Origin of the sequence: Pseudomonas sp. B21-021 (assembly GCF_024749205.1) — a bacterium.
GTDB classification, from domain to species: domain Bacteria; phylum Pseudomonadota; class Gammaproteobacteria; order Pseudomonadales; family Pseudomonadaceae; genus Aquipseudomonas; species Aquipseudomonas paraglycinae.
Genome location: NZ_CP087192.1, coordinates 1385035 through 1407783, shown reverse-complemented (window position 1 = coordinate 1407783; position 22749 = coordinate 1385035). Strand labels below are relative to the sequence as shown.

General features: G+C 60.6%; 18 protein-coding genes and 2 tRNA genes. 12 read left to right on the top strand and 8 right to left on the bottom strand.

From position 1 onward, the window contains the following. Positions 1-3 precede the first annotated feature (3 nt). Both LOY31_RS06205 and pdeM read left to right on the top strand, forming a co-directional pair. A complete protein-coding gene (locus LOY31_RS06205) occupies positions 4-2490 on the top strand; it encodes a ligase-associated DNA damage response DEXH box helicase (protein WP_221532878.1) in 2487 nt (828 codons plus the stop codon). Continuing rightward, positions 2490-3146, top strand: coding sequence for a ligase-associated DNA damage response endonuclease PdeM (pdeM, locus tag LOY31_RS06200; RefSeq protein ID WP_085605331.1), 657 nt, complete (start codon positions 2490-2492; stop codon positions 3144-3146). Before LOY31_RS06205 ends, pdeM begins: the two co-directional genes overlap by 1 nt. 39 nt (positions 3147-3185) lie before the next feature. Here pdeM and LOY31_RS06195 read toward each other — a convergent pair whose 3' ends face one another. Continuing rightward, entirely contained in the window at positions 3186-3395 is a 210-nt protein-coding gene (locus tag LOY31_RS06195) for a hypothetical protein (protein ID WP_085605329.1), read from the bottom strand. Between the two features lie 106 nt (positions 3396-3501). Continuing rightward, positions 3502-4068, bottom strand: coding sequence for a dCTP deaminase (gene dcd, locus LOY31_RS06190; RefSeq protein WP_007954988.1), 567 nt, complete (start codon positions 4066-4068; stop codon positions 3502-3504). A 353-nt stretch (positions 4069-4421) separates the two neighbouring features. On the opposite strand from dcd, the gene LOY31_RS06185 reads away from it, so the two are divergent. Next, complete coding sequence (locus LOY31_RS06185) at positions 4422-4631, top strand: cold-shock protein (RefSeq protein WP_002554837.1); 210 nt, start codon at positions 4422-4424, stop codon at positions 4629-4631. Positions 4632-4749: 118 nt separating this feature from the next. Here the strand turns inward: LOY31_RS06185 and LOY31_RS06180 are convergent, their stop codons facing one another. After that, a complete protein-coding gene (locus tag LOY31_RS06180; RefSeq protein WP_007954986.1) occupies positions 4750-5757 on the bottom strand; it encodes a DUF481 domain-containing protein in 1008 nt (335 codons plus the stop codon). 176 nt (positions 5758-5933) lie between these two features. On the opposite strand from LOY31_RS06180, the gene LOY31_RS06175 reads away from it, so the two are divergent. From LOY31_RS06175 to LOY31_RS06160, 4 genes are all read left to right on the top strand, one after another. After that, entirely contained in the window at positions 5934-6275 is a 342-nt protein-coding gene (locus LOY31_RS06175; RefSeq protein WP_011332761.1) for an MGMT family protein, read from the top strand. 43 nt (positions 6276-6318) lie between these two features. Continuing rightward, positions 6319-7878, top strand: a complete 1560-nt coding sequence (locus LOY31_RS06170) for an AmpG family muropeptide MFS transporter (RefSeq protein ID WP_085605327.1) — start codon at positions 6319-6321, stop codon at positions 7876-7878. Between the two features lie 115 nt (positions 7879-7993). Continuing rightward, a complete protein-coding gene (locus tag LOY31_RS06165) occupies positions 7994-9709 on the top strand; it encodes a proline--tRNA ligase (RefSeq protein ID WP_115076782.1) in 1716 nt (571 codons plus the stop codon). Positions 9710-9726: 17 nt separating this feature from the next. Continuing rightward, on the top strand, positions 9727-10680 hold the full coding sequence (locus tag LOY31_RS06160) for a hypothetical protein (protein ID WP_007954977.1): 954 nt from the start codon (positions 9727-9729) through the stop codon (positions 10678-10680). A 49-nt stretch (positions 10681-10729) separates the two neighbouring features. On the opposite strand, the gene dinB is transcribed toward LOY31_RS06160, so the two are convergent. Next, a complete protein-coding gene (dinB, locus tag LOY31_RS06155) occupies positions 10730-11791 on the bottom strand; it encodes a DNA polymerase IV (protein WP_221532879.1) in 1062 nt (353 codons plus the stop codon). A gap of 280 nt (positions 11792-12071) precedes the next feature. Here dinB and LOY31_RS06150 point away from each other — a divergent pair. The 4 genes from LOY31_RS06150 (at position 12072) to LOY31_RS06135 (ending at position 16652) form a co-directional block, all read left to right on the top strand. Then, a tRNA-Met gene (locus tag LOY31_RS06150) sits at positions 12072-12148 on the top strand. A 212-nt stretch (positions 12149-12360) separates the two neighbouring features. Beyond that, positions 12361-12437 (top strand) — tRNA-Met (locus LOY31_RS06145). Positions 12438-12717: 280 nt separating this feature from the next. Further along, on the top strand, positions 12718-15357 hold the full coding sequence (mprF, locus tag LOY31_RS06140; RefSeq protein WP_221532880.1) for a bifunctional lysylphosphatidylglycerol flippase/synthetase MprF: 2640 nt from the start codon (positions 12718-12720) through the stop codon (positions 15355-15357). After that, the gene (locus tag LOY31_RS06135; protein ID WP_064593891.1) at positions 15357-16652 is read left to right on the top strand and encodes a virulence factor family protein; all 1296 of its coding nucleotides are present in this window, start codon (positions 15357-15359) and stop codon (positions 16650-16652) included. The genes mprF and LOY31_RS06135 overlap by 1 nt, the downstream gene beginning before the upstream one ends. Positions 16653-16758: 106 nt before the next feature. Here the strand turns inward: LOY31_RS06135 and LOY31_RS06130 are convergent, their stop codons facing one another. The 4 genes from LOY31_RS06130 to LOY31_RS06115 all read right to left on the bottom strand — a co-directional run bounded on the left by LOY31_RS06130 (position 16759) and on the right by LOY31_RS06115 (position 21059). After that, the gene (locus LOY31_RS06130; protein WP_085605323.1) at positions 16759-17430 is read right to left on the bottom strand and encodes a PP2C family serine/threonine-protein phosphatase; all 672 of its coding nucleotides are present in this window, start codon (positions 17428-17430) and stop codon (positions 16759-16761) included. Continuing rightward, the gene (locus LOY31_RS06125; RefSeq protein WP_221532882.1) at positions 17427-18125 is read right to left on the bottom strand and encodes a hypothetical protein; all 699 of its coding nucleotides are present in this window, start codon (positions 18123-18125) and stop codon (positions 17427-17429) included. Before LOY31_RS06125 ends, LOY31_RS06130 begins: the two co-directional genes overlap by 4 nt. Position 18126: 1 nt before the next feature. After that, positions 18127-18894, bottom strand: coding sequence for a MarR family transcriptional regulator (locus LOY31_RS06120; RefSeq protein WP_085605319.1), 768 nt, complete (start codon positions 18892-18894; stop codon positions 18127-18129). 323 nt (positions 18895-19217) lie between these two features. Further along, complete coding sequence (locus LOY31_RS06115; RefSeq protein WP_371915879.1) at positions 19218-21059, bottom strand: potassium transporter Kup; 1842 nt, start codon at positions 21057-21059, stop codon at positions 19218-19220. A 348-nt stretch (positions 21060-21407) separates the two neighbouring features. Between LOY31_RS06115 and rimO the strand changes: the two genes are divergently transcribed. Continuing rightward, positions 21408-22745 (top strand): 30S ribosomal protein S12 methylthiotransferase RimO, encoded by a 1338-nt coding sequence (gene rimO, locus LOY31_RS06110; RefSeq protein WP_007954955.1) that lies wholly within the window; start codon positions 21408-21410, stop codon positions 22743-22745. Positions 22746-22749 lie beyond the last annotated feature (4 nt).

Here is a 22749-nt window from a genome sequence, read left to right as displayed (position 1 = left end):
GGCATGGGCACTTCCACCGACTTCGCCAAACACTGGTTCAGCGCCCGCGACTGGAAGCCGTTCGCCTTTCAGAAGCAGGTGTGGGCGGCGGTCAAACGTGGCGAATCCGGCCTGCTGCACGCCAGCACCGGCGCCGGTAAAACCTACGCGGTGTGGTTTGCCGCGCTCAATCGCTTTGCCCGCTCCGGGCCTGTTGCTGCAACCACTCGCAAACGCCCACCACCCGCCGAACCGCTGACCGTCTTGTGGATCACGCCGATGCGGGCGCTGGCCGCCGACACTGCGCGCGCCCTGCAAACGCCGCTGGACGATCTGCAGATTCCCTGGAGCGTCGGCCTGCGCACCGGCGACACCGGCAGCAGCGAGCGAGCCCGCCAGAACCGACGCCTGCCGACCACGCTGATTACCACCCCGGAGAGCCTGACCCTGATGCTCGCCCGCGCGGACGCGCAAACGGCGCTGTCGACATTGCGCATGGTCGTGGTGGATGAATGGCACGAATTGCTCGGCAACAAACGTGGCGTGCAATTGCAACTGGCCCTCGCCCGGTTGCGCCGCTGGCATCCGGGGCTGATCGTCTGGGGCGTTTCCGCGACGCTGGGCAATCAGTCCCACGCCGAACAGGTGCTGATCCCACAAGGTGGCGGCATCAGTATTCAGGGACAAAGCGAAAAGTCGCTCAAGGTCGACACCCTGCTCCCGCCGGCGATAGAACGCTTTCCTTGGGCCGGGCACATCGGTCTGAAAATGTTGCCGCAGGTCGTTGCCGAACTGGACGTCTGCGCCAGCAGCCTGGTGTTCACCAACACCCGGGCGCAATCGGAAATCTGGTATCAGGCGTTGCTGGAAGCGCGGCCGGACTGGGCCGGGTTGATCGCGCTACACCACAGTTCGCTGTCCCGCGACACTCGCGACTGGGTCGAGCAAGCGCTGAAGAATGGTCAACTCAAAGCCGTGGTCTGCACTTCAAGTCTGGATCTGGGGGTGGATTTCCTGCCGGTTGAGCGGGTGCTGCAAATCGGTTCGGCCAAAGGCGTGGCGCGCCTGATGCAGCGTGCCGGACGCTCGGGCCATGCGCCCGGCAGAACGTCGCGGGTCACCCTGGTGCCGACACACAGCCTGGAACTGATCGAAGCCGCGGCCGCTCGCGATGCCGTGGCGCAGCGGCGGATCGAACCTCGACTGTCACCGCACAAACCGCTGGATGTGCTGGTGCAGCATCTGGTCAGCATGGCCCTGGGCGGTGGCTTTGTTCCCGATGAGCTGTACGAAGAAGTCCGTGGTGCCTGGGCCTATCGTGACCTGACGCTCGCGGACTGGGCCTGGGCGCTGGCTTTCGTACGTCACGGCGGGATGTCGCTGACGGCGTACCCGGATTACCGCCGGGTCGAGCCGGATGAGCACGGGATCTGGCGCGTCCCCGATGCCCGCCTGGCGCGCCGCCATCGCATGAGCATCGGCACCATCGTCAGCGATGCCGCGATCCATTTGAAGTTCTGGAGCAAGGGCGGGGGCGGCAAACAACTGGGCAGCGTTGAAGAAGGCTTTATCGCCCGCCTCAAGCCCGGCGATGGCTTCCTGTTCGCCGGGCGCTTGCTGGAACTGGTGCGGGTGGAAAACATGACCGCCTACGTCAAACGCAGCACGGCGAAAAAAGCCGCCGTGCCGCGCTGGAATGGTGGACGCATGCCGCTCTCCAATGAATTGGCCGAAGCGGTGGTCACCCGATTCAGCGCGGTGGCACACGGCGAATTTGTCGGCCCGGAAATACAGGCGTTGCGACCATTGCTGGAAACGCAGATGCGCTGGTCGGGCCTGCCGACCGTCAACAATCTGCTGGCCGAAGTGCTGAAATCCCGCGAAGGCTGGCACCTTTTCCTCTACCCGTTTGCCGGACGTCAGGTGCATCTGGGGCTGGCCAGCCTGCTGGCGTGGCGGGTCAGCCAGCGCCTGCCTGTGACTTTCTCGATTGCGGTCAACGATTACGGACTGGAATTGCTCAGCGCTACGCCCGTTGACTGGTCTGTGCAACTGGATGATGCCCTGCTCAGCCCCGAGGATTTATTGAGGGATGTGCTGGCCAGCCTCAACGCGGGGGAGCTGGCGCTGCGGCGCTTTCGGGAAATCGCGCGGATTGCCGGACTGGTGTTTGCCGGTTACCCCGGCGCGCCGAAAAGCACCCGTCAGGTGCAGGCCTCCAGCGGGCTGTTCTTCGAAGTGTTCAAACAATACGACGCCGACAACCTGCTACTGGCGCAGGCCGGGGAAGAAGTACTACGAGAAGAACTGGATATTCGTCGACTGGAACAGACACTGGAGCGAATCAACCGGATGAAACTGAACCTGCACCTGATCAAACGTCCTACACCGCTCGGGTTTCCATTGCTGGTGGAACGCATGCGCGAAAGCATGAGCTCGGAAAAACTCGCCGACCGGATCCGCCGAATGGTCGGCGATCTGGAGAAAACCGCTGACAAGGGCCAATCCTGATGAACACGCCCTACCCCGTGCGTCTGGCAGGCGAAGACCTCTGGTTGCTGCCGGAAAAGGCGCTGTACTGGCCGGCGCAACAGGCGCTGCTGATTGCCGATGTGCATTTCGGCAAGGCTGCCGCTTATCGGCGCCTGGGGCAGCCGGTGCCGCAGGGCACGACAGCGAGCAACATCGCCGTGATCGAGCAGTTGCTGGCGAAACTGCCGTGTCGGCAACTGATCTTTCTTGGGGACTTTCTGCACGGGCCGGGTTCGCATGCCCCGGGCACTTTGAGTGTTTTGGCTGAGTGGCGCTCACGCTATGCCGATCTGCCGATCACGCTGATTCGCGGTAATCACGATAAACGTGCCGGTGATCCGCCGCAGTCGCTGAACATTCGGGTGGTGCCGGAGCCGATGCTGCTGGGGCCCTTCGCGTTGCAGCACGAACCCGATCCGCACGCTGAACGCCACGTGCTTGCTGGCCACGTCCACCCGGTCTATCGGTTGAACGGCAAGGGACGTCAGCGTTTGCGTCTGGCGTGTTTCAGACTGGGAGAACGCATCAGCCTGCTGCCGGCGTTCGGGGCCTTCACCGGCGGTTATCCGGTGGAGAAGGAAGACAGCTGTCGGATCTTTGTCATCGGCGACAACGAAATATGGCCCGTCGGCTGAAGCCCTGTTCAGGATTCCGCCGACGGGCCATGCATTCAATCAAGCGACGGGCGCAGGTGGCGGTTTGTCCGGCAACGTAGGCTCGCCGGGCTCGGTCGGTTCTTCGTTGGGGGTATCGGGATCGGGCTGGTGAGGAATTCCGCCAGCCATGGCGATGGGCGGGTGTGCCAACAAGGACCAGGCCAATACGCCAATCTGATTGGGCTCGAGCCTTGCCAGTTCGGCAGTGATTTGCGGATCGATCTTCATGGAGCACTCCTCGGCGAAGGCCCGTCCCGCTGTTCGCGAAACGGGCAGTACACCCCATAGAGTGTCTACCCGCCGAAGAATTCCCGGTAACTGCCGGATGGACGGATCAGGTGCGAGGCAGGGTCACGCCACGCTGGCCCTGGTACTTGCCCGCACGATCCTTGTAGGAGACTTCGCATTCCTCGTCGGATTCGAGGAACAGCATCTGCGCCACGCCTTCGTTGGCGTAGATCTTCGCCGGCAGGTTGGTGGTGTTCGAGAACTCCAGGGTCACCTGGCCTTCCCACTCGGGCTCGAGCGGGGTGACGTTGACGATGATGCCGCAGCGAGCGTAGGTGCTCTTGCCCAGGCAGATGGTCAGGACATTGCGTGGAATACGGAAGTATTCAACGGTCGTGGCCAGGGCGAAGGAGTTCGGCGGAATGATGCAGACGTCGCTGTGGACGTCGACGAAGCTGCCGGCGTCGAAGTTCTTCGGATCGACGATGGCCGAATTGATGTTGGTGAACACCTTGAAATGATTGGTGCAACGCACATCGTAGCCATAGCTCGACACACCGTAGGAGATCACACGGCTGTCGTCGCTGCCACGTACCTGACGCTCGACGAACGGCTCGATCATGCCGTGTTCCTGCGCCATGCGGCGAATCCACTTGTCCGATTTGATGCTCATGGCGGGTGTCCTGAATAGCGAGGTGGAAAAAATCTGTCCGGCATCTTACCGGGCGCGCCGCCGGGTTCAAAGTCCGGGCTGCAAATCTCGCCGAACGTGCAGGAATTACGCGGCCTGGCGACGAACCGTCACACCGCCGATCCCTAAAACAGAGAAACCTTCGCAAGAAGCATTGGCACGTTCCGGAAAAAGGGTTAAGGTGGCGCCACTGTGCTGCTTGTGTCACTGAGAATCTCTACACGATATGTTGAATTTCGATCCAACCATCTACAAGAATTTTTCCTGCTCTTTGCACTCAGTCTCGGCCAGGGTTCTTCCTGAGTCGCAGTTATCTTTGTTCAAGGAGTTACACCATGTCTAATCGCCAAACCGGTACCGTTAAGTGGTTCAACGATGAAAAAGGCTTCGGCTTCATCACTCCACAATCCGGTGACGACCTGTTCGTTCACTTCAAAGCTATCCAATCCGACGGCTTCAAAAGCCTGAAAGAAGGCCAACAGGTTTCTTTCATCGCTACCCGCGGTCAGAAAGGCATGCAAGCTGAAGAAGTACAAGTTATCTAACTTGTAGCTTCTTTAGTAAAAGGCCCCGCCCTCAAAAGCGGGGCTTTTTTGTGGGCGTCTGTTTTTCCGGGCACAAAAAAAGATCGCAGCCTGCGAAGGCTGCGATCTTTTTTGTTGCTTACCAGGCGACGCCGAAGCCGGCGGTGTAGCGGGTCTTGCTCAAGTCCGCATCCTCGGTGCCGCTGATGATGTCGCGCTCAGCCTTGAGGTTGAGGGATGCCCAGTCGGTGACCTTGTAGCGCAGGCCCATTTCCGCATCCAGCGCATAATCGGCCACACCGGACAGCGGCTTGCCGACTTCGCCATTGGTGAAGAACTCTACCTTCTTGCCGATCAGGTAGCGGTTGTAGTCCCACTTCATGGCGACTGAATAGAAGTTGTCCTTGCTGCCATCGCGATACTGGTAGTCGGTGCGGTTGAGCAGCGAGCCCAGGGAGAATGCCCCCAGCTCGTCATCCCAGAACTGGTAACCCGGACCGGTACCGACCACGCGCTGGCGCGCCAGCTCTTCGATGTGATCGCGCTTGTAGTTCAGGCGGCCCTGCCAGAACCACTTGTCCGTCAGGAAGCGGTCGAGTGCGTACTCGGCGCGCCAGTTGTCGGTGGTGGTCACGTCGTCCTGCACTTCGCGGTTGTACTCGCCCTCGGCGGTGTGCCGCCAGCGACCATGGCGGGCGGACGTCTTGAAGCCGATGTCGTAGTCGTCGGTGTCCTTTTCCGCACGCTGATAATCCAACGCCAGGTCGACATTGCCCTTCCACACCAGGTCCTCGACCACCGGTTTGGGCTTGAGAATCTGCTGAATGCTCGCCAGCTCCACGGTTTTCGGCGCTTCGCCGTTGGCCAGAGTGACCTTGCCGTCTTCGGCGGCGCTCAGCGACTTGGCCTTCTCGCCGTTGTAGGCGTCCTGCTTGACCAGCAACTCCTGATCGCTCTCCAGGGTCTTGACCTGCTTCCAGTCGATGGTCACGGCACCCGCGTACTGGGTCTGGACCAGCAACTTGCCACCGTCGAACAGCGTGATTTTGCCGCTCAGCTTGTCACCGTTCTTCAACCAGACGGTATCGGCAAGCAAGGGTGTGGACGCACTGAAGACAGCAAGGCACAGCAGGGTTCTGGACAACATAAGCGAATCGGGGACTCTGGTTTGCGAAAAAGGGTCGGCATTATCCGTAGGAATAATTCCCTGACAAGGAGTGACCCGGCTATTTCTGTTGAGTTCATTTCTCAATTGCCCCTCCACCGATTACGCTTAAGGACATAACGCGATCAAGCTCAGGAACCGCGCACGTGACAGACCCGATGCATGCCTGCGAAAACGATCCGCAAATCCGACGCACGGCACTCTATTCCACCCTCGCCCAAGTGCCTGAGGGCAAGGTCGTCAGCTATGGTCAGTTGGCCGAACTGGCGGGGTTGGGGCGCGCCGCCCGCTGGGTCGGCCGGACCCTGAGCCAATTGCCCGGCGACACCAAGCTGCCGTGGCACCGCGTACTCGGCGCCGGCGGTCGGATCAGCCTGCCGGCGGGCAGCCCGTCCGGGGACGAACAGCGGGCACGATTGCGCATGGAAGGCATCACCGTCCTGAACAATCGTGTGGATATTCGGCGCCATGGCTGGCGTCCGGTAGAGCACAGCGGTTAGAGTGCGCGCTTTGTTTTCGCAATCTTGAGGCAGACTTCAGCCCATGCCCCGTAAAACCTGGCGCGCCGCGCTCGCCGCCTATGCCAGTCCTTCGACGCTCGTGCTGTTGTTGCTGGGTTTCGCCGCCGGCCTGCCGTACATGCTGGTGTTCTCGACACTTTCGGTCTGGCTGCGTGAAGCCGGTGTGGCCCGCGAGACGATCGGCTACGCCAGCCTGATCGGTCTGGCTTATGCCTTCAAATGGGTCTGGTCGCCCCTGCTCGACCAATGGCGCCTGCCGTTGTTGGGCAAGCTGGGGCGCCGCCGTTCGTGGCTGGTACTTTCACAGACGCTGGTGATCCTCGGTCTGATCGGCATGGGCTTTTGCGACCCGCAGAAACACCTGTCCTGGCTGATCGCTATCGCGGTGGTCGTTGCATTCGCCTCTGCCACCCAGGATATCGCCGTCGACGCCTATCGACTGGAAATCGCCGAAGACAACCGCCAGGCCGCACTGGCCGCCAGTTACATGTCCGGTTATCGGGTTGCTGCGCTGCTCGCGACGGCCGGTGCACTGTTCTTCGCCGAGGGCTTCGGCTCCACCGGCTTCAACTACCAGCACTCCGCCTGGACCGGCACCTACGTGCTGTTCGGCGCTCTGATGGTCCCTGCCCTGCTCACCACCCTGCTGATGCGCGAGCCGCCCGTGCCGCTGCGCACCCAGTTGCAGGCCGGGCGCTACACCTTCATGCATCAGTTGATGTCGGTGTTCGTGCTGATCATTTTGCTGGTGTCTGTGCCTGCGATGTTCACCCAACTCTACAACACCGATTTCGCCAGCGTGCTGTTCGGCGACATGAGCCCGCTGGACCTGCTGCTGGAAGACCGGGCGTTCCTGCGTGCGATTCTCTACACCACGCTGACTTGCCTGTGCCTCTCGGCCATGGGGCGTCGCGGTCTGGCGCCAGTGCTGACGCCGGTCAACGACTTCATCCTGCGCTACCGCTGGCAGGCGCTGCTGTTGCTCGGTCTGATCGCCACCTATCGGATGTCCGACACGGTGATGGGCGTGATGGCCAACGTGTTCTACATCGACCAGGGCTTCACCAAGGACCAGATTGCCAGCGTCAGCAAGATCTTCGGCCTGATCATGACCCTCGTCGGCGCCGGCATGGGCGGCCTGCTGATCGTGCGTTTCGGCATCCTGCCGATCCTGCTCATCGGCGGCGCTGCGTCGGCGGCCACCAACCTGCTGTTCCTGATGCTGGCCGACATGGGTCCGAACCTGCAGATGCTGGTGGTGACGATCTCCCTCGACAACTTCAGCTCGGGCCTGGCCACGTCGGCGTTCGTCGCCTACCTGTCGAGCCTGACCAACCTGAAGTTCTCCGCGACACAGTACGCCCTGCTCAGCTCGATCATGCTCCTGCTGCCACGCCTGATCGGCGGCTACTCCGGGGTCATGGTGGAGAAATTCGGCTATCACAACTTCTTCCTGATCACCGCGCTGCTCGGTGTTCCGACCCTGGTGCTGATCGCCCTGCACTGGTTCCAGGAAAGCCGCCGCGAAGGCCCGACACCGACGCCGGAACCTGCACCGACCTCCGTCGCGGAAGAATCGTAAGACATCTCGCACCCGGCGAGAGGGTTCGCGCCGGGGTTGCACTTCTGTACGTCGGCGGATCTCGCCGTTACACTGCTCCGTCATTTCCAGTCATAGCAACCGACAACGGCCAACCATGCGCACCAGTCAATTTTTGCTCGCCACACAGAAAGAAACGCCTTCCGACGCGGTCGTGATCAGCCATCAGCTGATGCTGCGCGCCGGCATGATCCGCAAACTCGCCTCGGGCCTGTACACCTGGCTGCCGATGGGCTTGCGAGTGATGCGCAAGGTGGAAGCCATCGTTCGCGAAGAAATGAACGCCGCCGGCTCTCTGGAAGTGTTGATGCCGAGCACCCAACCGGCCGAGCTGTGGCAGGAATCGGGGCGCTGGGAAGAATACGGCCCTGAGCTGCTGCGCATCAAAGACCGCCACGGTCGTGATTTCTGCGCGGGCCCGACCCACGAAGAAGTGATCACCGATCTGATGCGCAACGAGTTGAGCAGCTACAAACAGCTGCCGATCAACCTGTACCAGATCCAGACCAAATTCCGTGACGAAATCCGTCCACGCTTCGGCCTGATGCGCGGTCGCGAATTCATCATGAAGGACTCGTACTCCTTCCATGCGGATCAGGCGTCGCTGCAGATCACCTACGACCGCATGCACGAAGCGTACTGCAACATCTTCACCCGCCTGGGCCTGAAGTTCCGTCCGGTGGAAGCCGACAACGGTTCGATCGGTGGCGCTGGCTCCCACGAGTTCCACGTGCTGGCCGAGTCCGGCGAAGACGATATCGTCTTCAGCAACGGTTCCGATTACGCGGCGAACATCGAAAAAGCCGAAGCCGTGCCGCGTGAAACCTCGCGCGCCGCGCCAAGCGAAGAGCTGCGTCTGGTCGACACACCAGACACCAAGACCATCGCGGCCCTGGTGGAGAAATTCAATCTGCCGATTGAAAAGACCATCAAGACCCTGATCGTGCACGCCGAAGAAGAAGGCAAGCTGATCGCGCTGATCATCCGTGGCGACCACGAGCTGAACGAAATCAAGGCTGCCAACCAGCCAGGCGTTGCCAGCCCGCTGGTCATGGCCTCCGATGCCGAACTGCGTGACGCCATCGGCGCCGGTGCCGGCTCCCTCGGCCCGCTGAACCTGCCGCTGCCGATCATCATCGACCGCTCGGTCGAGCTGATGAGCGACTTCGGCATCGGTGCCAACATCGACGACAAGCACTACTTCGGCGTGAACTGGGAGCGTGATCTGCCGGTTCCGACCGTGGCCGACCTGCGCAACGTCGTGGCCGGCGACCCGAGCCCTGACGGCAAGGGCACCCTGGAAATCAAGCGCGGCATCGAAGTCGGGCACATCTTCCAGCTGGGCAACAAGTACAGCAAGGCGATGAAGTGCGAAGTGCTGGGCGAGAACGGCAAGCCGGTAACCCTGGAAATGGGTTGCTACGGTATCGGTGTTTCCCGCGTGGTGGCTGCCGCCATCGAGCAGAACAACGACGAGAACGGCATCATCTGGAGCGACACTCTGGCGCCGTTCCAGATCGCTCTGGTGCCGCTGCGCTATGAAACCGAGCTGGTGCGCGAAGCCACCGACAAGCTGTACGCGGAACTGACCGCGGCCGGCTTCGAAGTGCTGCTGGACGACCGCGACAAGAAAACCAGCCCGGGCATCAAGTTCGCGGACATGGAGCTGATCGGCATTCCGCACCGGATCGTGGTCAGCGACCGCGGCCTCGCCGAAGGCAACCTGGAATACAAGAGCCGTACCGAAGGCCAGGCGCAAGCGCTGCCGGTTGCCGACGTGCTGTCCTTCCTTCAGGCCCGTATCCGCCGCTGAAACCAGATAGAGACGTCATGTTCAAGCGAAACACCTTAGGCCTCGGTGGTGCCGCCCTGTGCGGCACCCTGCTGGTCAGCGGCTGTGCCAATCACATGTCACAACGCAGCGAGCACGAGGAACGTGTCGAGCGCAAACTGCTCGATCACAGCCTGCAGATCGATGTCGGCGAGCCCAAGGTGCTTGAGCTGCCGCAACGGCGCGTGAAGATCAACGAACAGAAGACCTTCGAAGTCACAGAATTCGAGGTCACGCGCCATTACGACCGTTACACGCCTTACCAGCCATGGCGGGAGATCTACGAGATTCCGCTGGGCGCGGTGGCGGTGGTCGGCGGCGTCGGTGCGAACGTGGTCAACGTGTTTGCCCTCGGCAATCTGCCCGACAGCGTGACACGGGACTGGCTCAGCTACGGTTTCGCCGGGCTCAACCCGTTCATGAACGTGCAATCGAACGGTCGCGCGCAACAGAATCTGGCCGGCATCGACGAAGTCCAGCGCGACAAGCGCACGGAGTATTCGAGCCTGCCGTGGAGCGAGCGCCCGGTTCAGGTCAAGGCCGGCAAGCAGACCTTCGACATGACCACCGATCGCAACGGCGTGCTGCGTCTGAACCTGCTGGACAGCCCGTTCGCCGAAAACGACCTCAATCATGTAGGCAAACTGCAGATCAGCGTCGAAGACAGCAAGGATGACGTGCATTCCGATTCGTCTCTGGCGATCAGCACTCACCTGCGCGGCAAGCTGCTGGAGGCTCACGGGCTGATCTACGACGATCTGGAAGACGACGAAGTGAGCCAGTGGGTACACCGGGTGAAGCGTCTGTCGGAACTGGGTCTGGAAGAAGAAGCCAGTGAACTGGAACAAAGCCTGATCGAACTGACCCGCAACGATCCTGAGTTGCAGGCCGAATTCCTCAAGTCCCTGACCCGGGATGCGGGGCGTCTGGTGGCGGATCCGGGGCCGAACTGAACCCCCCTGAAAAAATGCCCGAACCTGGTTCGGGCATTTTTTTGTCCGTCTATCGCTCGAACAACTCCATTTGTTCGAACCCGCCGCGTAAATCCTCCAGCCGCACGCCCACTCCCAATAGCCGCACCGGTTTGCCACCGCGGTTGAACGCCTGCGTCAGCATCAACTGGTAACTGCCCAGATCCCGCCCTGCCCCGGCCTGCTCCAGTGTGGTCTGGGTGAAATCGTGAAACTTCACTTTGACGAATGGCTTGCCCGGCCGGTAGCTGCTGTCGATCCGCGCCATGCGGGTTTTCAGGGTTTCCAGCAGCTCGGGGAGCTTATCGAGACAACTGCGCAGATCCGGCAGATCGACGTCGTAGGTGTTTTCGACACTGATCGACTGACGGCGGCTGTCGTTATGTACCAACCGCTCATCGATCCCACGGGCCAGACTCCACAAGCGCTCGCCGAAACTGCCAAATTCCCGCACCAGCGCCAGCTTGTCCCAGTCGCGCAATTGCAGACAGTCACTGATACCCAGCTTGCTCAACTTGTCGGCCGTGACCTTGCCCACCCCGTGCAACTTGCTCACCGGCAAGCCACTGACGAAGTCTTCGACCTGATCCGGGGTGATCACGAACAAGCCGTTGGGCTTTTTCCAGTCGCTGGCGATCTTGGCCAGAAACTTGTTCGGCGCCACGCCGGCGGAGACGGTGATGTGCAACTGATTGGACACCCGGCGGCGAATGTCCTGGGCGATCCGCGTGGCGCTACCGCCGAAATGCGCGCTGTCCGAGACGTCGAGGTACGCCTCGTCCAGCGAAAGCGGCTCGATGAGGTCGGTGTAATCGCTGAAGATCGTGTGAATTTCTTTCGACGCCTCGCGATAGGCGTCCATTCTCGGCTTGACGATGGTCAGGTCCGGGCACAGCTTCAAGGCGTGTCCAGAGGACATCGCCGAGCGAACCCCGTATGCACGCGCCTCATAGTTGCAGGTGGCGATCACCCCGCGCCTGTCCGCCGAGCCACCGACCGCCAACGGCTTGCCGGCGAGGCTCGGGTCATCCCGCATCTCGATGGCGGCGTAGAAACAGTCACAGTCGACGTGGATGATTTTTCGCTGAGTCATGACAGAAAAGGAAACATGGCGAGCCGGACCGGCAGTATCTCACTGACACCTGTATATAGCACCAGTGGTATGAATGTTCTTTTCAGTTTGTAGGAAACGACCTTTGAATTTATTTTCTCAATCGAAAACCAACCTCCAATAGAGCTGAAACCCTTGCTGTGCCTGACCTGCAGCCTCTGAAAAGACCGTCCGTCAGCGCTAACCGATTGAAGCTGAAGAGGTTTTATCCAAATTGAAGGTTGACACCCCGGCGTTCCTCTGTAGAATGCCGCCACACAGACGCGGGATGGAGCAGTCTGGTAGCTCGTCGGGCTCATAACCCGAAGGTCGTCGGTTCAAATCCGGCTCCCGCAACCAAACATCAGAAAAGGCCAATCGAAAGATTGGCCTTTTTTGTGCGTGTCTGTTTTTCACGACGATGCACGGCGTTCTGCAAACAGGAATCCGTTTCAATTCCGAAACTTAAGCAGCCACCTGCGACCGTTTGCCGCGATTGCACACTTATTTGACCCTTCTCGGGATTATCGGTTGACACCCCGCCGTTCGCCTGTAGAATGCCGCCACACAGACGCGGGATGGAGCAGTCTGGTAGCTCGTCGGGCTCATAACCCGAAGGTCGTCGGTTCAAATCCGGCTCCCGCAACCAAACATCAAAAAAGGCTACTCGAAAGAGTGGCCTTTTTTGTATCTGTGGAAAAAGTCCTTTCGCAACAATGATCTGTCACTGTGCAGTGAACCGTTCAGGATCTTCAGACCCGCCAAGTTGCGACTATGCTTGAAGTCGCAGGCAAGGCGTCTGCAATCCAGGAGCTGCCCTCGCCGATCCCCGGTGAGAGGCGTAGTATTTTGTGATTATTTTTTTCTACAGGGATTGGTTACTTGGCTGGATACCTCCATCCTGTCGCGCACAATCCAAGAGGTGATTGATGCGCGCCAACTCGTCTGATTCACAAGACACCGTCACAGCGACCCCACCGATCAAGCCTGAGCGTCTGCGCCTGCTGGATCGGATCAGCAAATACCGGCAACCGATCGGTCTGGCGGTCACGTTGCTGCTGTTCGCCATCGCGCTGATTGCCTGTCGCCATCTGCTCAGCGAACTCGATCTCGACGCCCTGCACGACTCGATTCTCGACGTGCCGAAACCGGCCCTGCTCGGCGCCCTCGGTGCGACAGTCGTCGGCTTCATCATTCTGCTCGGCTACGAATGGTCGGCCAGTCGGTATGCCCGCGTGACGCTGGCACCGAAAACCCTGGCTCTCGGCGGTTTCACCGCGTTTGCCATCGGCAATGCCATTGGCCTGTCGATGCTGTCCGGTGGCTCGGTGCGTTACCGTTTATATGCACGGCATGGCCTGGGCGCTTCCGAAGTCGCGCACATGACCCTGTTCGCCAGCCTGTCACTGGGCTGCGCCCTGCCGCCGCTGGCTGCACTTGCGACCCTGAGCAACCTGCCCGCCGCCTCACAGGCACTGGGGCTGTCCGAGACTTTATTGGGGACGATTGCCGGCGTAGTGCTGCTGCTCGGCGCGATTCTGGCCATCGGCATCTATCGCCGTCGCCTGCCGGAACAACCTTATCCGGACAACCTGCTGGTCCGAGCCGGTCGTCGCACCCTGCGCCTGCCGGGTCGCCGCCTGACGTTCCTGCAACTGGTCATCACCGCCCTCGACGTCGCCGCCGCTGCAACCGTCCTTTATCTGCTGCTGCCGGAAGCGCCGCCCTTCGGTGCCTTCCTGCTGGTTTATCTGCTGGCGCTGGCGGCCGGTGTACTCAGTCACGTTCCGGGTGGTGTGGGTGTCTTCGAAGCGATTCTGCTCGCGGCGTTCGCCGACAAACTCGGTGCCGCTCCACTGGCTGCCGCCCTGCTCCTGTATCGCCTGATCTATGTGGTGCTGCCGTTGCTGGTGGCCTGCGTGCTGTTGCTGATCAACGAAGGCCAACGCCTGTTTCAATCGCAGACCATGCGTGCGGCGTCCGGTCTGGCGGCACCGATTCTCGCAGTGCTGGTGTTCCTGTCCGGCGTGGTGCTGCTGTTTTCCGGCGCGACGCCAGAGATCGACACCCGCCTGGAGCACATCGGCTTTCTGATTCCTCACCGTCTGGTCGACGCTTCGCACTTTGGCGCCAGCCTGATCGGCGTGCTGTGCCTGATGCTCGCCCAGGGCCTGCGTCGCCGGTTGTCGGCGGCGTGGATGCTGACCACCATTCTGTTGCTGGTGGGCGCCCTGCTCTCGCTGCTCAAGGGTTTCGACTGGGAAGAAGCGACCCTGATGACCCTCACCGCCGCGCTGCTGGGGGTATTCCGTCGCTCGTTCTACCGCCCGAGCCGTCTGACCGAACTGCCGTTCTCGCCGCTGTATCTGGTCGCCAGCCTGTGCGTACTCGGTGCTTCGACCTGGCTGCTGCTGTTCGCTTATCAGGACGTTCCGTACAGCCATCAACTGTGGTGGCAGTTCACCCTCGACGCCGACGCCCCGCGCGGCCTGCGCTCGCTGCTCGGTGCCGCCGTGTTGCTGCTGGTGATCGCCCTGACCTGGCTGCTGCGCACCGCTCGCCCGGTGATCCATCTGCCGACACCCGATGAACTGGAACGCGCCTCGAAGATTCTGATGGCCTCCTCGCAACCGGACGGCGGCCTGGCCCTGACCGGCGACAAGGCGCTGCTGTTTCATCCCAACGACGAAGCCTTCCTGATGTACGCCCGCCGTGGCCGCAGTCTGGTGGCCCTGTACGACCCGATCGGCCCCGGCCAGCAACGGGCCGAGATGATCTGGCAGTTCCGCGACCTGTGCGACATCCATCACGCCCGGCCTGTGTTCTATCAAGTGCGCGCCGAGAACCTGCCGTACTACATGGACATCGGCCTGACCGCGATCAAGCTCGGCGAGGAAGCCCGGGTCGATCTGCATCGCTTTGACCTGGAAGCCAAGGGCAAGGAGATGAAGGACCTGCGCTACACCTGGAACCGTGGCACCCGTGACGGCCTGTCGCTGGAGATCCATGAGCCGGGCCAGGCGCCGATGGATGAGCTCAAGGTGATTTCCGATGCCTGGCTGACCGGCAAGAACGTGCGCGAGAAAGGCTTCTCCCTCGGCCGTTTCAGCGATGATTACCTGAAGCATTTCCGCATCGCGGTGATTCGCTTCGAAGGCCGCCCGGTGGCGTTCGCCAACCTGCTCGAGACCTACAGCCATGACCTGGCCAGTCTCGACCTGATGCGCGCGCACCCGGACGCCCCCAAGCTGACCATGGAATTCATGATGGTCGGTCTGATTCAACACTATAAGAGTCACGGATACGCGCGCTTCAGCCTGGGCATGGTGCCGCTGTCGGGGTTGCAACCCCGGCGCGGTGCACCGCTGACCCAGCGTCTGGGCTCGATGGTTTTCCGCCGTGGTGAGCAGCTGTACAACTTCCAAGGCTTGCGCCGCTTCAAAGACAAGTTCCAGCCTGACTGGGAACCCCGTTATATGGCCGTGCCCGCCGGACTCGATCCGCTGGTGGCGCTGGCCGACACTGCTGCCCTGATCGCGGGCGGCTTGACTGGATTGGTGAAACGCTGATGATTCAACGCTCCCTGAAGTACATCCTGGTCGCACTGCTGGTGCTGGCCGCGATTGCCGGTGGCGGTTTCTGGTACCTCAAACGCCCGGCACCGGAACCGACCCTCGAACAGCTCACCCCGGCCGATGGCGCCGCCATGACCCGGGTCATCCCCGGCACCAAGCCCAAGGCGCAGGTGCTGGTGGCGGTCAACGACGACCAGAAACTCAGCGACAAGCAACTGAGCACCCTGAGCCGCAGCGCTTCGGCGCAGATCGTTCAAGTGATCCTGCCCAAGGACTGCCTGCTGCAAAGCCGCGCCCTGCAAGCCGGCCTGCGCGAACTGAACGGCCCGGCGACGCTGGTCAGCGGTATCGGCCCCGGCGCCGTCCTGGCATGGCGCTGGTTGTCCGAGCAGAAAGACGACAAGGCCCAGGCCGTCTCCGTCGACCTGGCCCTGGAAAAACCCGGCTGCACTCACCTGTTGCCAAAAGCCGCCGCCCACGGCCACTGGCTGGTGGCGTGGAACGACAACCCGGACGACACCAGCGCGGGTTTCGTGCGCGATCAACCGAACGCCGAAACCAGCATCAGCGACTACGACATCAACCTGCCGCAAGTGCTGAACAACGAACTGCGCAAGATCCTCGTCGGCGGCGACAAGGCCAACGGCGGCCTGCAGATTCCGGTCGTGGAAGTCCCGGCCGGCCAGGCCAAGGACACCGTCACCCTGTTCCTGTCCGGTGACGGCGGCTGGCGCGATCTGGACCGCGACGTGGCCGGTGAAATGGCCAAGATCGGCTACCCGGTCGTCGGCATCGACACCCTGCGCTACTACTGGCAGCACAAGAGCCCGGAACAGAGCGCCCTCGACCTGACCGAACTGATGCAGCACTACCGCCAGAAATGGGGCACCAAGCGCTTCATCCTGACCGGCTACTCGTTCGGCGCCGACGTCCTCCCGGCCATCTACAACCGCCTGCCGGAAACCGAGCAGCAACGCGTCGACGCAATCATCCTGCTGGCCTTCGCCCGCACCGGCAGCTTCGAAATCGAAGTCGAAGGCTGGCTCGGCAACGCCGGCAAAGAAGCCGCCACCGGCCCGGAAATGGCCAAGCTGCCCCCGGCCAAGGTCGTGTGCATCTATGGTGAAGAAGAAACCGACGAAAGCGGCTGCACCGACAAGACAGCGGTGGGCGAAGCGGTGAAACTGCCTGGCGGCCATCACTTCGACGAGAACTACCCGGCGCTGGCCAAGCGTTTGGTGGATTTGATCGAGAAGCGTCAGAACACGGCGCAGGTGGCGGAAGAGTGATCTGAAGCGCACCAACGAAAAGCCCCCGCAACCTTAGGGTTGTGGGGGCTTTTTTACGCAAACTTGAAACACTTCCTGCCAGTCAAACCTTATATCGATGCCAAGACTAAAACTGAACATCTATCCATGTGATGTCATCTTCAACTTCGATACAGCTGCCATCTGGCTCTGCTAACAAGCTGCTTTGCTGCGACTCGGTTAGCTCCGCCCAAAAGCCATCGGTTGCAAACACCAGTCGCTCACTTAAAGCCAATGGATAAAACACAAAATCAGGGTTCGGCGCGCGACTCACCTTCAAGCATCGAGTCACCCGGTGCCGAGCGGGATCTTGCGCCAGCTCGAAGTGGGAACGGTCACGTCTCCAATTGGCTTTACAGTGCGGCGACGTCATCCATTCGATCGCGCCTGCCGAGGTCACAACACCGCATGAACAATCACCCTCATACGCAAGCGTGAGTTTGCCATGAGCAGCGACACCCACCACATAACAAGCGGCGCCTGTCTGGCTTGCAAACAAGACGGGATGGAGGTCGGCCAGCATAGAAACCAGTACCTGTTCAACCGCTCCGTACTCAGTGATATCGAGGCCCTGATCAAAATGTTTTGACCAGATCGCTAAAACACCTTCCACAAAGGATTCAGCCAACTGGCCACTGCCAACCCTCGAAGTACCGTCTGTGATAACAAATACGCCGCTCTCTCCATCACAGAGCGCTCCAGCAAAGTCATGATTGGTTTGCCTGGCTCGCCCCGTTACCGATCTGGCGTGGTATTTCATGCGCTGCCCAGTTCTTTCATGCGCCCATGAATGATTTGCCCTCTTCCTGGATTGGCCTGTACCGAGCCCGAGCTTTCAATCACATAGTCGATGCCACCGAGCCGCCTGAGTGCTCGAACTCCAGTCGTGATGAACTCCTTGAGCTCGGACTCCGCTTGGCGAACCTCTTCTAAAAGCTCTGGACGTCCATCAATCAAGATAATGATGTCTTCGACATCTTTATGGTATGGATCGCCACCGCCCCGACCGCTGAAGGCTTCCAGTTTTGTCGCGAGAAAATAGGTCGGTTTGAATATCTGGATGACGGTACCGCTGGGCAACGTAAATTTATCAGCCCGTGCCAACCCCTCTACAAACCAGCGGTTGGCGTATCCGAGAACTTCGGGATCAGAAGGCATCACGTCAACGACGATATCGTTGAAGCGGAAACGACAGTTGACTTCATCCTCGCCGGTAATCTTGAAATTCCTGGCTGCCAACCGTTCGGTAAGCTGCTGCCAGGCGCTAATACCTGCCAGCTCGATCACCAGGTCAACGTCATCGGTGAAACGAATGTCGTCCAGCACAACAGCATCCGTTACCAGCATGGCTGTGGTGCAACCTCCGACAAAGGCAACCTCAGCGAGAAACGCCTCTCCCAAGCCTTCGGCGACAAACTCTATTAGCTCGTAGTTGTGATCAGCGTTTGATGACATGTTATTTCAGTCCCATTCCTGCTTTTAGAATGTTGACTGCGACACCGCACTCTCGCGGGCCTCCAAGGCGGATCGCATCAGCAAGCGCAAGATAGTGATAAAGAATCCTGTCCTTCTTCACCGCTTCCGGCACTGTCTTGTAGAGCGGCTCTATTGCCTGACCACGCTCCGTTCCAAATGCATCAGGCCAGACCGGAATCAGTCCACCAGCACTTTTGATGCTTTTGGACAGTGCCGGTGCTGCGAAACCCGTCGGGATACCGCGAACCATTGCACCGGGCTTTACAGGAAAGAAGTATTTCAGAGCGTGCTCGGTGATGCTCAGTAGCTGCCGCCGATTAACCTTCGCCAGCCCTGTCTCATAGTCATTGGTGAGCAGGCCGGACTCACGACACCTGGCGATGGAATTTGAAACCTCGCTTTTGCTTAGCCCGAGAGCAGCAGACAACGCACGCAACGAGTAACCCTCACTCCAGCTTGTCAGGGGCGGAACAGCCACAGGCTCCGACCACCCCTCCCATCCTGCCTCATCGTTCAAGGCCGAATCGAAATCCTGTCGCCGGAAAACAGTATCTTCACCGTCAGTGGAGTAGGTGACCAATGGCTGCCCCACCCGCCCACCTGCGGTCATTTGGCTGACCACATAAGGCTTCAACAACTCCTCAACCCTGTTCGAATTCGACTCTGACTCCATTACACCAAGGAGGTTTTCCTCCTGAGCGTGAAGGCTGGCCATCTTGAATAAAAGCAAAATATCTTGACTCTTCATGAAGCGTAAAACTCCAAGTGTCCACATTCCATAAAACGTGGACACTTGTCTCATTCAAAATATCTGATCGTCAAGCCCTTTGTTCGGCCTCACTTGCTGTAGCGCCCGTACAAAATCCGCCGTCCCTGAAATTGCTCGTCACCTTAGTTTCGCTGACCGGTGTCGCAATATCAGATGACGTCCGCATACCTTGTAGGCAAACTCCTAATCTCGTGCTTGAGCACTTTGCCGCCCTATTACGCTGTTTTTCGACGGGATACACAGCAACGAAAAAGCCCCCGCCAGCCGTGAAGCTGACGGGGGCTTTTCAGTTGTGGCGGGACCTACATCTCCACCTGCGTCCCCAACTCAATCACCCGGTTCAGTGGGAGATTGAAGAACCGCAGGTTCCCGTTGGCATTCTTCAACATGAACGCAAACAGCGCTTCACGCCAACGGGCCATGCCTTCGAGTTTCGAGGCGATGACCGTTTCGCGGCTGAGGAAGTAGGTGGTGCGCATCGGGCTGAAGTCCAGATCATCCAGATGGCACAGCTTCAGTGCCTGCGGCACGTCCGGCTCGTCGGTAAACCCGAAGTGCAGGATCACCCGGAAGAAGCCTTCGCCGTGGGCTTCGACTTCGAAACGTCGGGATGGCGGGACGCGCGGGATGTCTTCGTAGACGACGGTCAGCAACACCACTTGCTCATGCAGAACCTGGTTGTGCAGCAGGTTGTGCAACAGCGCGTGCGGCACCGCGTCGGAACGGGCGGTGAGGAACACGGCGGTGCCCTGCACGCGGTGCGGTGGCTGGACGCGGATGCTGCTGATGAAGATCGGCAGCGGCAATGCGCCTTCGTCGAGGCGCTCGACCAGCAGTTGCTTGCCACGTTTCCAGGTGGTCATCAGCACGAACAGCGCGATACCGGCGATCACCGGGAAGGCACCGCCCTGCACGATCTTCGGCACGTTGGCGGCGAAGTACAGGCCGTCCACCAACAGGAAGCCGAGCAGCACCGGCACCGCCAGAATCGGTGGCCATTTCCACAGCAGCAGCATCACTGCCGACACCAGGATCGTGGTCATCAACATCGTGCCAGTCACGGCCACGCCGTAGGCCGAGGCCAGCGCGCCGGAAGATTCGAAGCCGATCACCAGCAAGACCACGCCGACCATCAGCGACCAATTCACGGCACCGATGTAGATCTGGCCCTGCTCGTCGCTCGAGGTGTGCTGGATGTACATGCGCGGGATGTAACCGAGCTGGATCGCCTGACGGGTCAGGGAGAACGCGCCGGAAATCACCGCCTGGGAGGCGATCACCGTGGCCAGGGTCGACAGACCGACCAGCGGAATCAGCGCCCAGCTCGGGGCCAGCAGGTAGAACGGGTTGCGCGCCGCTTCCGGGTTGTCCAGCAGCAAGGCGCCCTGACCGAAGTAGTTGAGCACCAGCGCCGGCAGCACCAACAGGAACCACGCACGGGCAATCGGCTTGCGGCCGAAGTGGCCCATGTCGGCGTACAGCGCTTCGGCACCGGTCAGTGCCAGCACCACGGCGCCGAGGATCGCCACGCCCATGCCTGGATGAACGGTAAAGAACCGCACTGCCCACACAGGATTCATCGCGTGCAGCACTTCCGGGGTGTGGCTGATGCCGTAGACGCCGAGGGCGCCGAGGACCAGGAACCAGGTGACCATGATCGGCCCGAACAGAATGCCGATCCGCGCCGTGCCGTGCTTCTGGATCAGAAACAGCGCCACCAGCACCACCAGCGACAGCGGCACCACCCAGTGGTCGATGCCGTCGAAGGCCAGGCCCAGACCTTCAATGGCCGAGAGCACGGAAATCGCCGGGGTGATCATGCTGTCGCCATAGAACAGCGCCGCGCCGATCAGCCCGCAGACCACCAAAAGCGTGCGCAACCGCTTGCGCCCCGCCGCTGCCCGACGGGCCAGCGCGGTAAGCGCCATGATCCCGCCTTCGCCCTGGTTGTCGGCGCGCAGCACGAACATCATGTACTTGATTGAAACGACCCAGATCAGCGACCAGAAAATCAGCGACAGAATGCCGAGCACTCCGTCGTGATTGACGGGCACACCGTAAGCGCCGGAAAACACTTCTTTGAGGGTGTACAACGGGCTCGTGCCGATGTCGCCGTAAACTACCCCGACCGCCGCGACCAGCATGCTCAGCGGCTTGGTGGCCGAACCTTCGGCGCCCGCCGCGTGACTACTTGCCTGACCCATCCAACACTCCTGATTCCCAGACCGGCTTCTTATATGAAGCACTATGCTTTGTGTGCAGCATGCGCGTTTTTACGCCCTGTAACAGACGTTTTCTTGACTGTAAAAATTCAGTAAAGCGCAACGGCGCGAAGCATAGCGCAGCACTCGTCGTATTTCCCTGCATAAAGCTGGTCAAGTGCGCTGCTCGTCGCTAGAATTGCGCACTTTTTGATCAGAGGCGCACTTCAAGCGCCCGTCCGTCGGCTTCTGCCATCAGGCAAGCGGCGTCACAAAACACCGAGGTTAGACATGTCCACCACTCCTGCGCCGGCCAATCCAAAGGTTGGCTTCGTTTCTCTGGGTTGCCCGAAAGCACTGGTCGACTCCGAGCGCATCCTGACCCAGCTGCGCATGGAAGGCTATGACGTGGTGTCCACCTATCAGGACGCCGACGTGGTCGTGGTCAACACCTGCGGCTTCATCGACTCGGCGAAGGCCGAATCGCTGGAAGTCATCGGTGAAGCGATCAAGGAAAACGGCAAGGTCATCGTGACCGGCTGCATGGGCGTGGAAGAAGGCAACATCCGTGACGTGCACCCGAGCGTGCTGGCCGTCACCGGTCCGCAGCAGTACGAACAAGTGGTCAACGCGGTGCACGAAGTCGTGCCGCCGAAGCAGGATCACAACCCGCTGATCGACCTGGTGCCGCCGCAAGGCATCAAGCTGACCCCGCGTCACTACGCGTACCTGAAGATTTCCGAAGGCTGCAACCACAGCTGCAGCTTCTGCATCATCCCGTCGATGCGCGGCAAACTGGTCAGCCGTCCGGTGGGCGACGTGCTCGACGAAGCCCAGCGTCTGGTCAAATCCGGCGTGAAGGAACTGCTGGTGATTTCCCAGGACACCAGCGCCTACGGCGTTGACGTCAAATACCGCACCGGTTTCTGGAACGGCGCGCCGGTGAAAACCCGCATGACCGAACTGTGCGAAGCGCTGAGCACCCTCGGCGTCTGGGTCCGTCTGCACTACGTTTACCCGTACCCGCACGTCGACGAACTGATCCCGCTGATGGCCGCCGGCAAGATCCTGCCGTACCTGGACATCCCATTCCAGCACGCCAGCCCGAAAGTCCTGAAGTCGATGAAACGTCCGGCGTTCGAAGACAAGACCCTGGCGCGGATCAAGAACTGGCGCGAAATCTGCCCGGACCTGATCATCCGTTCGACCTTCATCGTCGGCTTCCCCGGCGAAACCGAAGAAGACTTCCAGTACCTGCTGGACTGGCTGACCGAAGCCCAGCTCGACCGCGTCGGCTGCTTCCAGTACTCGCCGGTCGAAGGCGCACCGGCCAATGACCTGAACCTCGACATCGTTCCGGACGACGTCAAGCAGGATCGCTGGGAGCGTTTCATGGCGCACCAGCAGGCCATCAGCTCGGCGCGCCTGCAAATGCGCATCGGCCGTGAAATCGAAGTGTTGGTCGACGAAGTCGACGAGCAAGGCGCGGTCGGCCGTTGCTTCTTCGATGCCCCGGAAATCGACGGCAACGTGTTCATCGACAACGGCAGCAACCTCAAGCCGGGCGACAAGGTCTGGTGCAAGGTGACCGACGCCGACGAATACGACCTCTGGGCCGAACAGATCTAAGCGC

Bases quoted from the DNA above. Each gene is read 5' to 3' on its own strand.
- LOY31_RS06165 (WP_115076782.1), top strand. From the start codon at position 7,994: ATGCGCACCAGTCAATTTTTGCTCGCCACACAGAAAGAAACGCCTTCC.
- dcd (WP_007954988.1), bottom strand. From the start codon at position 4,068: ATGAGCATCAAATCGGACAAGTGGATTCGCCGCATGGCGCAGGAACAC.
- rimO (WP_007954955.1), top strand. From the start codon at position 21,408: ATGTCCACCACTCCTGCGCCGGCCAATCCAAAGGTTGGCTTCGTTTCT.
- LOY31_RS06115 (WP_371915879.1), bottom strand. From the start codon at position 21,059: ATGCTGGTCGCGGCGGTCGGGGTAGTTTACGGCGACATCGGCACGAGC.
- LOY31_RS06130 (WP_085605323.1), bottom strand. From the start codon at position 17,430: ATGAAATACCACGCCAGATCGGTAACGGGGCGAGCCAGGCAAACCAAT.
- mprF (WP_221532880.1), top strand. From the start codon at position 12,718: ATGCGCGCCAACTCGTCTGATTCACAAGACACCGTCACAGCGACCCCA.
- LOY31_RS06195 (WP_085605329.1), bottom strand. From the start codon at position 3,395: ATGAAGATCGATCCGCAAATCACTGCCGAACTGGCAAGGCTCGAGCCC.
- LOY31_RS06160 (WP_007954977.1), top strand. From the start codon at position 9,727: ATGTTCAAGCGAAACACCTTAGGCCTCGGTGGTGCCGCCCTGTGCGGC.
- LOY31_RS06125 (WP_221532882.1), bottom strand. From the start codon at position 18,125: ATGTCATCAAACGCTGATCACAACTACGAGCTAATAGAGTTTGTCGCC.
- LOY31_RS06135 (WP_064593891.1), top strand. From the start codon at position 15,357: ATGATTCAACGCTCCCTGAAGTACATCCTGGTCGCACTGCTGGTGCTG.
- LOY31_RS06170 (WP_085605327.1), top strand. From the start codon at position 6,319: ATGCCCCGTAAAACCTGGCGCGCCGCGCTCGCCGCCTATGCCAGTCCT.
- LOY31_RS06185 (WP_002554837.1), top strand. From the start codon at position 4,422: ATGTCTAATCGCCAAACCGGTACCGTTAAGTGGTTCAACGATGAAAAA.
- dinB (WP_221532879.1), bottom strand. From the start codon at position 11,791: ATGACTCAGCGAAAAATCATCCACGTCGACTGTGACTGTTTCTACGCC.
- LOY31_RS06120 (WP_085605319.1), bottom strand. From the start codon at position 18,894: ATGAAGAGTCAAGATATTTTGCTTTTATTCAAGATGGCCAGCCTTCAC.
- LOY31_RS06180 (WP_007954986.1), bottom strand. From the start codon at position 5,757: ATGTTGTCCAGAACCCTGCTGTGCCTTGCTGTCTTCAGTGCGTCCACA.
- LOY31_RS06175 (WP_011332761.1), top strand. From the start codon at position 5,934: ATGCATGCCTGCGAAAACGATCCGCAAATCCGACGCACGGCACTCTAT.
- pdeM (WP_085605331.1), top strand. From the start codon at position 2,490: ATGAACACGCCCTACCCCGTGCGTCTGGCAGGCGAAGACCTCTGGTTG.
- LOY31_RS06205 (WP_221532878.1), top strand. From the start codon at position 4: ATGGGCACTTCCACCGACTTCGCCAAACACTGGTTCAGCGCCCGCGAC.